Raw genomic sequence first — 12,988 nt, 5'->3', positions numbered from 1 at the left:
AAAAAAATACCGTTAGTAATATTAAATATCACTAACGGTATTTGTTATTGTGCTAATTGCATTAAAAATTGGTGACTTTATTCCACCAACAAATGGTTGTTTTGTTCCGGAATAATAAGCCCTTGTTGAAGCGGTAGCTCGGGCACCAATTCTTGCAAGGCGCGACGATATACGCTGCGTTTAAAGTGAATCACTTGTCCAAGTGGATACCAGTAGCTGACCCATTGCCAGTTATCAAACTCTGGTTTTCCCTCATCAAAGCGGATGTGTTGGGTATTTGGCTCATCTAAGCGTAGCAAAAACCATTTCTGTTTTTGCCCAATACATAAAGGGTACTGCCCATGACGCACATAGCGTTTTGGCAGACGATAACGCAACCAATCTTGCGTAACCGCTAGCAAATCGACATGACGCGGATGTAGACCGACCTCTTCCCAGAGCTCGCGATACATCGCATCCATCGGCGTCTCCCCACGGTCGATACCGCCTTGAGGGAACTGCCAAGCGTTGTGACCAATACGTTTTGCCCACAGAACTTGCCCTTGTGTATTTGCCAAGATGATGCCGACATTGGCGCGAAAGCCGTCTGCATCTATCATGACGTAACCTTTTAAAATGTTTAAAAATAGCTTATTTCAACAAGGCACAGTGACAGCAATCATAATTATTATAGGGTGATTGCTATCGATACTTTGGCAAAATAAGATTCATTACCATCATTAAACCAAGAAAAGAGCAAAATGTGTAACAGTATTTTGCTATAAAATGTTTCACAGCTTTAATGATTTAAAATCAAGAGGTTATATAAAGATATTTAAGCAGACTTTTGTATATTTTTTAGCTAAGTTATTTTGTTGTCAAAGTTTTTGCTTTAGTGTCTTATCGTTATAAGTGCTTACTTAATAATATAAGTAATAATACGAGTTTTTGATTCATTAATGCGGGTTTTAGCTTATGCTACACTAGTCATATTTTGCTTATCTTAATCAACGATAAAGTATTAAATCGATAAAGTTATTCTTATATATTGAACCAATAATATCGAACAAATAAGAACCTATTATTAAATAAAACAAGGAACATTAAAAATGTCAGAATCTAAAGCAAGTGTCACGTGGCAAGAAAACAAAGCTTTTATGGGCGTATCACCGTCAGGTCATAATGTACAAATCGATGCTGATAAAGAAAAAGGCGCCAGTCCAATGGAGCTGATTCTACTAGGGCTTGGAGGTTGTGCTAGCTATGATGTGGTGGCGATTTTGCAGAAATCGCGTCAAAATGTGACTGACGTACGTTGTGAGCTGACTGCTCAACGTGCCGAAACCGTACCGGCTGTCTATACTGATATTCATATGCATTTTGTCGTGACCGGTCAAGACGTCAAAGACAGCCAAGTAGAAAAAGCCATTAAATTATCTGCAGAAAAATACTGCTCAGCCAGTCGTATGTTGGTGCAAGGCGGGGTCAATGTGACGCATGACTTTGAAGTTATCGCAGGATAAAGGCGAGTATATTGATGAATTTATTCTTAGGATTGGTCTCTGATACTGCATCGTCAGCCATTTGGGCAATGGTAGTGGCAAGTCTGTTGCCATTAACAATGGCATTGACTGCAAAAATGCTCGGCGGCTTTAATTTGGCTGACAATGCCCATCCACGTGATTTTTTACAAGGTACGACGGGCGCTGCTGCACGTGCTAATGCCGCGCAGGAGAATAGCTATGAGACTTTACCGGTATTCTTAGCTGCAGTCTTGGCAGCGATGCTGTTTTTTGTGCCACAGCTGATTGTAAATACATTGGCTTGGCTATACGTGTTCATTCGCATTGGTTTTTGCGTGGCTTACATCACTAATTTGGCGATGTTCCGCTCTATCCTCTGGGGTCTTTCTATTGCCTGCTGTCTCATGCTCTTTTATTTAGCTATTCGAGTCAGTGTATAGTAGCAGCTGATTGAAAAAACTAATGCTTATAAGATAAAAGCAGCTAACGTTACTGTGCACTCATTTGTAGTGCGCTAATGATAGCTGCTTTATTTTTCTCTCTTTTAATACTGTCCCATAATATCTTCGCCTCGCTATAGCCTTTGGTGAGCATCGCTAACCATTGTTTATAACGACCGACCAATACAATGTCGCTTTTTGCCGTGCCTTGCAAAAATTTAATCTGATGCGCAATCAGGTCTTGCCATAACAATGTTGTTTCATTATTTAAAGTCTGACTATGTTCTCTATCAACCTGTGCAATTAAGTCGGGACGGGTAACTGCACCGCGACCCAACATCAAATGCTCTGTACCCGATTGCGTCATACAATTTTGTGCGTGCTCTGCATTCCATATTTCGCCATTGGCAATGACGGGAATATCAAGCGCATTAAAGCTTTGAATCTTGTCCCAATAGGCTGGCGGCTTATAGCCTTGGGTTTTGGTTCGTGCATGAACAGTTAGCCAATCAGCACCACTGTCTTTAATCGCGCCGCGAATATCATCCATGAGACTGGTATCGGTATAACCTAAACGAATTTTGGCTGAGACTGGAATGTCGGCAGGTACCGCTTGACGCACCGCGCTGATAATCTGATACATGGTTTCGGGTTCATCCAGTAATACCGAACCACCACGGTGGCTATTGACAGTTTTGGCAGGACAACCAAAGTTGATATCAATGGCAGGTGCACCAAGCGCACAGGCATATGCCGCATTGTCTGCCATGAGTTGCGCTTCACTACCGAGCAACTGGATATGAATCGGTGTGCCACAGGCAGTCTTGGCATCATGACGCAATTCTGGAACGTATTTATAGAATACATGCGCGGGTAAGACATGCTGAGTCACACGGATAAATTCGCTAACCGACCAATCATAAGGGCGACCCAAGTCTGATGCAATTTGCGTGAGGATTTGCCGCATTAACGGGTCGGTCAAACCTTCCATTGGTGCAAGGAGTCGGACAGGATTGGCAAATAGATTTTGTATTGTTTTCTGACGTATTTGAAGTTGCTGACTATTATTCATGCTTGTTGTTCACTGCTAAAAGGGTGCTATTAAAAGGTTGCCATAAAGAAAGATAGGCTAGAGGTTTAGAGTGGCAAATACAAAGATTGATTAAGTTAGGAAGATTAAGTATTACCAAAAATAACTTTTTTGCCTGTCTGTAAGCCTGATATCAAGTCTTTGATATTATGGATGTCCAAATTACTCTGCGCACGTGTACAAGCAACGTAGAGCAAACGCAATTCTTCTGGGCTTATCTTGACGGCATTGGTGGTGACATCATAATAAAAGTCATCGTCCAGCTGCACTTTTCCCCATTCGAGCCCTTTCGCCTTATGGGCAGTGGAGATGACATAGTCAGCATTCTCGATACTGGTGAGGCTGTTCACTGCTTGGCTCAGGACATTGGTGCCATGATCATCGACCAATTTCACCAGAGTTTTTAGATCACTGCCTTCATTAGTTTCAGAATACTCTTGAACGTCACCCCAATTATAAAAATACGCTAGCTCGGGCACGCCATACGCCGATTTGCCATTTTTTAAGTTTTCGGCGGCCTGACAAAATTTAAGCATACGATCGGTATCAGCTTGTAGCGCCACGCGGTGACCGAGCTTGAGTCCAGTCAATAGTTGCGACATCGCAGCAGCATTGGTGCGACATAGAATGGCGTCTTTTTTACTGTGTACCATGCCTTTGTCGGTGGAGGATTGCTTATTCGGATTGCCTTTTAACGGGACATCTTCTTGCAATGCTTTGAGTAAGGTGTTGGCAATTTCAGCAATCGGTTCGCCAAAGCGAAAAGACTGCGTCAATAATGTTTGCGGTAATGGCAACTTTTTCATTGCATTGACTGCGCCGCGCCATTCATAAATCTGCTGATGAGCGTCACCTACATAAATCACTTGCCGTGGCTGCTGGGTCAAGATTCCCATCATCAATGGATCGGCATCTTGGGCTTCATCAAACAAAATAAAATCCGCTGGAATGCTTGGCTTCGATAATGCCCAAAGCTTCAGATAAATATCATGCCCGATACCAGCAGGGTGACGTGCATCAATCGACTGTAGCCAGCGTTGCTCAACGGCAGGGTAGAGCATTTCACGCAACTGTTCGGCATCTGACTCATCGAGCCAGCTTGGAAATTCAATATGCCTTGGTGCAGGGTAGCTGGCATGCGTACTACAAAAACTGCTGACGGCGTCACTGACAAAACGCGATAATCGGGCTGGAGTCAGGGTAATATATTTGTTTATACCATCCATTTGCCGACGCACTTGGACGGGCTGCAAACCCAAATCATCACCCAGACGTTTGGGTGAAAAACGCGGCAACGACAGCTTAGCAGTGATATCACGGGCGACATGACGATAGGCAAGCGAATGAAAAGTGCGACATTCCACATGGGGTGGAAACTTTGAACGAGCGTCATTGGCAATTGTTTTGTTAAAAGCTAAATATAAGCCACGTCCACGCAAACGCTCACCAATCAGTTTTAAGGTCGTCGTTTTACCAGCACCCGCATACGCCACCACTTTAAATGACTTGTGGTCCATCGCCATGTTGAGCGCGCTCAGTTGCTCATCAGTGGGATCGCTCATATAAGCTGGCATAGATGCGGACATAAAAAATTACCTAAAAGAGTAAAACGGATCAAAAATGACGGGGGTAAAAAAAGCCACTGCATAGACAATGGCTGGCTCGTCATATGAAATTGCAAAATACTTGCAAGTGCACATGACAATAATAAAAAAACGGATAGAAAATAAAGGTACAAATAAGCTGGTTATATTAACAGATTAGCGCATTGGCTGTTTTTGGAATAAGTGTCTGATTAGTGATGTTATTCTTTATTTAACCCTGTATCGCTTGCTAAGGTAGGACTATGTTCTTCTTTAATTAAAATTTTTGCTAAAAATAATCCTAGCTCAAATAGTAGCCACATCGGAATGGCGAGCATCAACATCGACACCCCATCAGGCGGTGTAACGACCGCAGCAACGGCAAAACAGCCGACAATAATATAACGGCGTTTATCTTCTAAGCTCTGAATGGAGACGACACGAGTCAATATCAATAGCAAGGTGACGACTGGAATCTCAAAGGTTAAACCAAATACCATAAAGAGTTTGAGTGCAAAACTTAAATAACTGTCGATGTCGGTCATCGGCAAGACGTTCTGCGGCGCGAACATAATAAAGAATTTGAGAACGCCTTTAAGGACAATAAAATAAGAGAAAGCCACACCCGCATAAAATAAAAATATAGAGGACATTAAAACGGGAATGGCGATTTTTTTCTCTTTTTTATATAAACCGGGTGCGACAAACGACCAGATTTGATACAAAATGTAGGGCATTGCAAAGAATGCAGCGACAAAGACAGTCAGGCGTATCGGTGCCATAAAGTTAGAGGTGATATCCGTCGCGATCATCGTTGAGTTGGCAGGCAACTGGGCAACCAATGGGTTGGACAAAAAATCATAGAGCTCGCGTGAAAATCCGACCAAGGCTAAAAATATTACCAGTACCGCGACGCATATCTTTATGAGATGTCTACGTAGGTCAATTAAGTGCTCAGTAATGGGCATATCACCAAGTGAGCTTAGGATATCGCCAGAGTCCTCAGTATTGCTGTTGACATTACCATCAATGGTAGCTGTTGAAATATCGATATCTGAATCCGTGACTTTTTCTTGACGGCTTTTTTTACGTTTAAATAAGCCCACTAATGACTCTCCTGCTCATTAACAGAAGCCTGTTTAGGTAAAAGACTGTCTATATGGCTGTTTAGTAAGATATCGGCTTTATAATTTGGTAAGTAGGGCGGTTGCGGCAAACGACGCGCTTTATCATAAGCACCAAGACGAAACCACATGTTTTCCCATGGTCTAGTTGTGATGGTTTGAATCACTGGATTGGCGTTATCATTAAAGTCAGTTTTTAGACTGTCGTTATCACCTTGTGCCGATGGCTGCTCAGAGCTTTCTGGTTTCTCAGCCTGTCTATTATTATCGTAGGCATAGTCAAAGGATTTTGGACTCACTGGTCGATTATCATCATTCTCACTACTGCCTTGGCTACTTTGCCTTGGCTTAGCATCATCGACTAGATCACGTGATGCCTTTAAATGCTGGTTTTTCGAGGATTCAAACTCTTGCATACTGCCGCGCATTTCTGCCATTTCACGGCGCATTTCTGCTTCAGTCTGGCGAATTTTGGCCAGCTCTTTTTGCATTTGCTGGCGCGTCTCAGCTAAGTCAAGTTCCGCTTCGATTTCAGATTGCAAAGTAGAAACCGTGCGGCGAATTTTGGCATACCATTGCCCAGCGGTACGCGCCGCTTGGGGCAGCTTTTCTGGCCCCAAGACGATTAAGGCAATGACGCCAAAAAGCAATAATTCAGAAAACCCAATATCAAACATAATGTTTCGATGTCACTGTCTAGATGCTATACATTATGCGTGTCATCAACCTTAGTGGTTGTTGGGCGCTCTTCAGTGTGTGCGTTGCCATCATGGTCGAGCACCACTTGCTTTTTGGCATGTTCAGTATTTTCATCTTTGACGGCTTCTTTAAAACCTTTGACCGCGCCGCCCAAATCTTTACCAGCATTTCTCAGTTTGGAGGTGCCAAATACGACAACCACCACCACCAATAAAATCAGCCAATGCGTAATGGAAAAACTGCCCATAATGCTATCCTTATGTCTTGGTTTTCAGTCTTTATAGGAATACGTTGAGTGTATAGAATATTGTGATCGTACACAAAAGCTATCGACCGCTTATGCGAAGTGACACGTCACTATATTATAACCTGCTGTTATGACAAAAAGGTGAAAGCAACAATAATCAAACAGGGTAATGGCTAATCTTATAAAACGCTATCGAGCCGCCTTTTCATCAATACCTGAGAGACCAAAGCGTCGACCTAGCTCATTTAATACTGCCTCTGATTCGATATCGAACCAAGCCAAACCTACTAAAGTATGGAACCAAACATCAGCGACTTCATAGATAAGCTCATGACGCGCTTCGTCATATTGGGTTTTATCCGTATTTTCATTGCAATTAGCAAAGTCTTTGGCAGCGATGATGCTCTCTGTACTTTCTTCACCAACTTTTTCTAAGATTTTATTCAAACCCTTGGCGTATAAGCTTGCTACATATGAGCTATCGGCATCCGTATGCTTGCGCTCAGCCAATACACCGTCAAGCTGTTGCAAAATAGAGCGATTAGTAGTGTCATTGGTATTGGCATCTGAAGGGATTACATCGTGAGCCTGCGTCTCATTAGTTTTAGGAGTGGCTTTTTCTGCATCGCTTGAATGATAAATATCAGCAGGATCTTTTAATACCTTATCGACGGTTTGCCATGCAGGCGTTTGCCCTGATAAATCCAAACGCTGATAAAAACAAGACTCGCGCCCAGTATGACAAGCAATACCACCGACTTGAGTGACGCTAAGGACAATCACATCGGCGTCGCAATCTAGACGAATATCATGTACGCGTTGGGTATGTCCAGAGGATTCGCCCTTATGCCATAACTTGCCACGCGAACGCGAAAAATACACTGCCGTCTGCGTTTGTGCGGTTAATTGTAGGGATTCGGCATTCATCCAAGCCATCATCAAAATACGCCCTGACACATAATCTTGTGCAATTGCAGGAATCAAACCATCAGCATTAAAATTTACGGCAGCCAGCCAATCAGGTGAAGTCATAATCTTGTTGCCATCTTATAAGTAGAAAATAATAAAAAGTCGCTAAGTATTCGCTAAATAATAGTTATTCAGCCTATTTGTCATTCATGTAAGCGCTTTATCAACACGCAGTCTCTACTTAAACACAGCTTAAGCTGACATTCAATATGTTAAATCAGTAAATACAGCACAATTATACTCGAGCTGAATTTTGATACAGCAAGAATTGCAAATTAACAGTGTTTTTAATTCGCCTAGTTTGTTTTCATCTAGCTATCGCTTGTGGCTGCTCAGTTTTTGCTTCTAAGCGTGTGCTTTAAGTGGCTAATAACCAAGTTTTGAAAGACGAAAATAAGCAGCAAGGTATTTGTGATTAGAAAGAACAACATACGCTAAACAGCGTTAAAACTTTCCTTGGCAAAACAGCGCACGATCTGTTAAAATGTCGCCTCCCACCTCGAGGCAAATAGAGGTTTGGTGCCTGTTTTTACAGCCACTAATCATTATTGACTATTTGACGACCAGGTTCTAAAACAGAAAAAGAGGCAAATCATCATGAAAAATAAGATGAAAACCAGAAGCGGTGCAGCTAAACGCTTCAAAAAAACAGCGAACGGCTTTAAGCGTAAGCAAGCATTCAAAAGCCATATTTTGACCAAGAAATCACCTAAGCGTATTCGCCAGTTGCGTGGTCTTAAGTTGGTGCACAAGTCTGACGAAGCAGCAGTTCGTCGTATGTGCCCATACATTTAATAGGCTATCGTCATTTATCTTTAATTAAGCGCTGTTTAATGAATAGCGACTGAATTAAAAGTATATGACTTTGCAATTTGATAACGATGTCTATTATCTGATGACATCGTGATTCGTTTAATAATGATTAAAAATATCTTGGAGTAATTTATGGCCCGTGTAAAACGTGGTGTACAGGCGAATCGTCGTCACAAAAAAATCTTAAAGCGTGCAAAAGGCTACTACGGTGCCCGTTCACGTGTTTACCGCGTAGCGGTACAGGCAGTGACCAAAGCTGGTCAATATGCTTATCGTGACCGTCGCAACAAAAAACGTACTTTCCGTCGTCTTTGGATTGCACGTATCAATGCTGGTGCACGCTTAAACGGCTTAAGCTATAGCCGCTTTATCAATGGCATGAAAAAAGCTAACATTGCAATCGATCGTCGCGTACTTGCTGACATCGCTATGCATGATGCAGCGACTTTCACAGCGTTGGTTGAAAAAGCTAAAGCGGAACTAGCATAAATATTAACCTTCCTTTAGGTAGGCTGCTTTTTAAATCATTATTGATAAGTAGTTATCTACATGGATAGGAATAATATTGATTAATAGGTTGATATTAATAAAAGCTACCGCTGGTCGGTGGCTTTTTTTATATCACATTATCTGACTGCCTACTTTTAGTACCAGAATCACATACGCTGTTATAGGATAGCGTTTATCATCGTCTAAATATTCAAGCCATTCATATCATTGAAATTATCGTCACATGAATGGGTAAATGGTTTGCAATATTTGGTCAAATCCCTACAATTACCTATCACTATTATTAATAGTCCGTTTAAATCAGGAAGAATGCGTCTTATGACTACCCCTGCTGCTACCACCGATTTGTCGGCGCTACCGACCTTGTCCACAGAGCTAAGCGATCTTAATGAAGCTCAGCTAAATGAGTTGGCTAGTGCCGCTGAAGCCTTGATTCTACAAGTAACTGATGTGCGTGCGTTGCAAGATTTGCGGGTGCAATTGACCGGTAAAAAGAGTCCCTTAACTGGCTGGTCAAAGCAGATGGGTAAACTCAGCAGCGACGATAAAAAAACCTACGGCGGCTGGTTGCATCAAGTCCGTAGCCGTATTCAAGATGCGTTGACAGAGCAGCAGCAGCAGCTAGAAGTGGCTGCACTAAATGCCAAGCTTGCAAGCGAGAGCATTGATATCACCTTGCCTGCTCGCGGTGGTCAAAAAGGTCATTTGCATCCTGTGACCATGATTACCCAGCGTATGCAGCAGTATTTTATACAAGCGGGTTTTAATGTAGCCACTGGTCCTGAAGTTGAGAGCGATTACTATAACTTTGAAGCGCTTAATATTCCGTTGCATCATCCAGCACGGGCGATGCACGATACCTTCTATTTTGATGCGCATTATTTACTGCGTACGCATACCAGTCCCGTGCAAATTCGCACCATGGAAAAGAATGAGCCGCCGATTCGTATTATTTGTCCCGGTCGCGTCTATCGTAATGACTCGGACCAAACCCATTCGCCGATGTTCCATCAGCTAGAAGGTTTAATGGTTACCGAGTCGAGCACTTTTGCTGAGCTAAAAGGCTTGATTAGTGAGTTCTTGGAAGCGTTTTTTGCCAAAGAGCTAACCGTACGTTTCCGCCCGTCATTTTTCCCATTTACCGAGCCGTCAGCTGAAGTTGATATCCTCGATGATAATGGTAAATGGCTTGAGGTCATGGGCTGCGGTATGGTACATCCACAAGTGCTGACCAACTGCGGTATTGATGCCGAAAAATATACTGGTTTTGCCTTTGGTATGGGTATTGAGCGCTTTGCGATGCTGTACTACGGTATCGATGATTTGCGCCTGTTTTTCCAAAACGACGTACGCTTCTTAAAGCAGTTTGGCTAGAGTGCTCTTTATTTATATAAAAAGTGCTCCTTGTTAATATAACAAGTTAATGTGCCAACCTTTACTTCAAAATATTTATTATAAAATTCTGATCCGAGATACTTATGAAAATTAGCGAACAGTGGCTACGTCAATGGGTAAACCCCAACAATAGCAGTGAGCAATTGGCTGAACAACTCACGATGGCAGGGCTAGAGATTGATGATCGCTTTGCAGTCGCCCGTGCCTTCAGTGGTGTGGTCGTTGGTGAAGTTATCAGCGTTGAGCAGCATCCAGATGCCGATAAATTACGTGTCACACAGGTCAATATTGGTGCAGCTGAGCCGTTACAAATCGTTTGCGGTGCACCCAATGTGACTATTGGTATGAAAGTGCCTGTTGCGACTGTTGGTGCAGTTTTGCCAAGTGATGACAAAAAAGGCTTCACAATTAAAAATGGCAACCTACGCGGTGTCGATTCTAACGGTATGCTCTGTGGCGCTTCTGAAATTGATTTAACCGACAGCATCGATGGTTTACTTGAGCTGCCAGCAGATGCGCCAATTGGTATGGATATCCGTGAATATCTGGGCTTAGACAATCAAATATTGGATATTTCTATCACCCCAAACCGTGGTGATTGTTTTAGCGTACGTGGTATTGCGCGCGAGATATCCGTCATTAACGATTTGCCGTTACAAATGCCAAATATCCCTGATAATATCGATTTCACTCAAAACGAAGTGATGCCAGCTGTAACAGTCAGTGCTGTAGAAGCTTGTCCACGCTACCTTTTACAGTCGATAAGCAATATCGATCGTAGTATCGATACGCCAAAGTGGATGCAAGATGCGCTGGTTCAGTCAGGACTACGCTCGCACAACTTTTTGGTTGATGTGACCAACTATGTCTTGATGGAATTGGGTCAGCCGCTACATGCTTTTGATGCTGATACTATCAAGGGCGATATCGTTGTGCGTTTGGCACAGTCTGAAGAAACGATTACTTTGTTGAATGAGCAAACTATTACCTTAACCGGTGATGAATTGGTCATTGCTGATGATAAAGGCGCACTTGCACTTGCCGGAATTATGGGCGGTCAACGCAGTAGTGTGACTGATAGCACCACCAATATTGTGTTAGAGAGCGCATTCTTTAATCCATTGGCTATCGCTGCACGCGCACGCCGTTTTGGTCTGCATACTGATGCCTCACAACGCTTTGAGCGTGGGGTAGACTTTGAATTGCCAGCGCTTGCTTTAGCGCGTGCTGTTGATTTGATTACCAGTGTAACGAATTCTCAAGCGGGGCAAATAATCACAGTCGAAAGTAGCAAGCATTTACCGGCTCGTGCACCTATTACACTGCCGATTACTAAAGTCCGTGATGTCATCGGTATTGAGATTGAGCCTGCAGTCATGGTACGTATCTTGACTCAATTAGGCTTTAAGGTAGAGCAGCAAGCAGATAGCCTGATTTGCATGCCGCCATCGTATCGCTTTGACATGAGCATTAAAGAAGATTTGATCGAAGAGATTGCTCGTATCTATGGCTATGACAATATTCCAAGCGTCTTGCCGCACCTGCAAGTCAGCATGGATTATGACGATACCGCAGATTTGACGCATGAGATGAAGCTTTCGCTAGTCGATAATGGCTATATGGAAGCAATTAGCTTTAGCTTTAGTGACGCAAAAATAGAAGCCTTGCTTGATGATGAAGCATTGGGCGAAGTGTTGGCATTGGCCAATCCTATCTCTAGTGACTTAGCCGTGATGCGCCGTACTTTGCTATCAAGCTTATTGCCTTGTGTACAATATAATTTAAATCGTCAGCAGCCGCGAGTGCGTTTCTTTGAAACAGGGCTTAGCTTTGTTGGTCAAAGTATTAGCGAGTTGGTGCAAACGCCAAGTATTGCATTGGTAGCAGTCGGAGATATTTGGGACGAGCAAGCGTATCAAAACCGTGCATTAGACTTTTATGATCTTAAGCATGATATTGAGCAGTTATTACCTGCACAAATGGATAGTGCGCGTATCCGCTATGAGCGTAGTGAGCTAGCTTTCTTGCATCCGGGTCAAAGTGCCAAGCTTTATATCGATGATCAGTATGTCGGTTGGTTGGGTCAACTGCATCCTAATACCGCTAAACAGTTGGATCTGCCAGCTACGTGGGTTGCGCAGTTGTCATTGGCACCGTTACTAACGCTTGCTCGTGAACAGCATGCCATCACCACTCCAAGCAAATTCCCGCAAGTACGCCGCGATATTGCTATATTAGTAGACAGCGATATCAGCCTTCAAACACTAGAGTCAACTATACGTAAGGCATCAGGTGCACTCTTGACTGATCTTTGGCTGTTTGATGTATACCAAGGCGAAAAAGTGCCAGCAGGTCAACGCTCATTAGCATTTGCCTTGATATGGCAAGATAAAATGCAAACCTTATCGGATGACGCTGTAAAAACGGTCACTGATAAAGTGGTACAAGCATTAACGGTTGAGCATTCAGCACAGCTACGTGACAGCTAACCTCTAATCGAAAAAGACAAATACTCTATAGCCTCAATATAAATGAGGCTATGGATTTTTGCTATTTATAAAAATTATTAACTGATAGAAGATTTTATTCATAGAGTAAGTTAAGTAGTTATTAATA

13 protein-coding genes are annotated in these 12,988 nt (G+C 42.8%); 6 read left to right on the top strand and 7 right to left on the bottom strand.

All coding sequences use genetic code 11. From position 1 onward, the window contains the following. Nucleotides 1–77: 77 nt before the first annotated feature. Nucleotides 78–599 carry an RNA pyrophosphohydrolase gene (locus PCRYO_RS11815; RefSeq protein WP_011514617.1) on the bottom strand — a complete coding sequence of 174 codons (522 nt, stop codon included), beginning with the start codon at nucleotides 597–599 and terminating at the stop codon, nucleotides 78–80. A gap of 489 nt (nucleotides 600–1,088) precedes the next feature. Here PCRYO_RS11815 and PCRYO_RS11810 point away from each other — a divergent pair, with 489 nt between their 5' ends. Together PCRYO_RS11810 and PCRYO_RS11805 are read left to right on the top strand one after the other, a co-directional pair. Further along, the gene (locus tag PCRYO_RS11810; protein ID WP_011514616.1) at nucleotides 1,089–1,502 is read left to right on the top strand and encodes an OsmC family protein; all 414 of its coding nucleotides are present in this window, start codon (nucleotides 1,089–1,091) and stop codon (nucleotides 1,500–1,502) included. Nucleotides 1,503–1,516: 14 nt separating this feature from the next. After that, entirely contained in the window at nucleotides 1,517–1,942 is a 426-nt protein-coding gene (locus PCRYO_RS11805) for an MAPEG family protein (protein ID WP_011514615.1), read from the top strand. A gap of 49 nt (nucleotides 1,943–1,991) precedes the next feature. On the opposite strand, the gene PCRYO_RS11800 is transcribed toward PCRYO_RS11805, so the two are convergent. The 6 genes from PCRYO_RS11800 to hisIE form a co-directional block, all read right to left on the bottom strand. Continuing rightward, nucleotides 1,992–3,014 carry a tRNA dihydrouridine synthase gene (locus PCRYO_RS11800; RefSeq protein WP_011514614.1) on the bottom strand — a complete coding sequence of 341 codons (1,023 nt, stop codon included), beginning with the start codon at nucleotides 3,012–3,014 and terminating at the stop codon, nucleotides 1,992–1,994. Between the two features lie 104 nt (nucleotides 3,015–3,118). Next, nucleotides 3,119–4,618 (bottom strand): UvrD-helicase domain-containing protein, encoded by a 1,500-nt coding sequence (locus PCRYO_RS11795; RefSeq protein WP_011514613.1) that lies wholly within the window; start codon nucleotides 4,616–4,618, stop codon nucleotides 3,119–3,121. 218 nt (nucleotides 4,619–4,836) lie between these two features. Further along, nucleotides 4,837–5,721 (bottom strand): twin-arginine translocase subunit TatC, encoded by an 885-nt coding sequence (gene tatC, locus PCRYO_RS11790; RefSeq protein ID WP_011514612.1) that lies wholly within the window; start codon nucleotides 5,719–5,721, stop codon nucleotides 4,837–4,839. Beyond that, nucleotides 5,721–6,416, bottom strand: a complete 696-nt coding sequence (gene tatB / locus PCRYO_RS11785) for a Sec-independent protein translocase protein TatB (protein ID WP_011514611.1) — start codon at nucleotides 6,414–6,416, stop codon at nucleotides 5,721–5,723. The genes tatC and tatB overlap by 1 nt, the downstream gene beginning before the upstream one ends. Before the next feature lie 26 nt (nucleotides 6,417–6,442). Further along, nucleotides 6,443–6,685, bottom strand: coding sequence for a Sec-independent protein translocase subunit TatA (tatA, locus tag PCRYO_RS11780; RefSeq protein ID WP_011514610.1), 243 nt, complete (start codon nucleotides 6,683–6,685; stop codon nucleotides 6,443–6,445). 189 nt (nucleotides 6,686–6,874) lie between these two features. After that, complete coding sequence (hisIE, locus tag PCRYO_RS11775) at nucleotides 6,875–7,717, bottom strand: bifunctional phosphoribosyl-AMP cyclohydrolase/phosphoribosyl-ATP diphosphatase HisIE (RefSeq protein WP_011514609.1); 843 nt, start codon at nucleotides 7,715–7,717, stop codon at nucleotides 6,875–6,877. 534 nt (nucleotides 7,718–8,251) lie between these two features. Here hisIE and rpmI point away from each other — a divergent pair. The 4 genes from rpmI (at nucleotide 8,252) to pheT (ending at nucleotide 12,861) form a co-directional block, all read left to right on the top strand. Beyond that, nucleotides 8,252–8,449, top strand: a complete 198-nt coding sequence (gene rpmI / locus PCRYO_RS11770; RefSeq protein ID WP_011514608.1) for a 50S ribosomal protein L35 — start codon at nucleotides 8,252–8,254, stop codon at nucleotides 8,447–8,449. Between the two features lie 150 nt (nucleotides 8,450–8,599). Beyond that, on the top strand, nucleotides 8,600–8,956 hold the full coding sequence (rplT, locus tag PCRYO_RS11765) for a 50S ribosomal protein L20 (protein WP_011281252.1): 357 nt from the start codon (nucleotides 8,600–8,602) through the stop codon (nucleotides 8,954–8,956). A 339-nt stretch (nucleotides 8,957–9,295) separates the two neighbouring features. After that, a complete protein-coding gene (gene pheS / locus PCRYO_RS11760; RefSeq protein ID WP_011514607.1) occupies nucleotides 9,296–10,351 on the top strand; it encodes a phenylalanine--tRNA ligase subunit alpha in 1,056 nt (351 codons plus the stop codon). 104 nt (nucleotides 10,352–10,455) lie between these two features. Beyond that, nucleotides 10,456–12,861, top strand: coding sequence for a phenylalanine--tRNA ligase subunit beta (gene pheT / locus PCRYO_RS11755; RefSeq protein WP_011514606.1), 2,406 nt, complete (start codon nucleotides 10,456–10,458; stop codon nucleotides 12,859–12,861). The last annotated feature ends 127 nt before the right edge of the window (nucleotides 12,862–12,988 follow it).

It is taken from the genome of Psychrobacter cryohalolentis K5, assembly GCF_000013905.1.
Classification (GTDB): Bacteria; Pseudomonadota; Gammaproteobacteria; order Pseudomonadales; family Moraxellaceae; genus Psychrobacter; species Psychrobacter cryohalolentis.
This window is presented reverse-complemented; position numbering and strand designations above follow the sequence as displayed.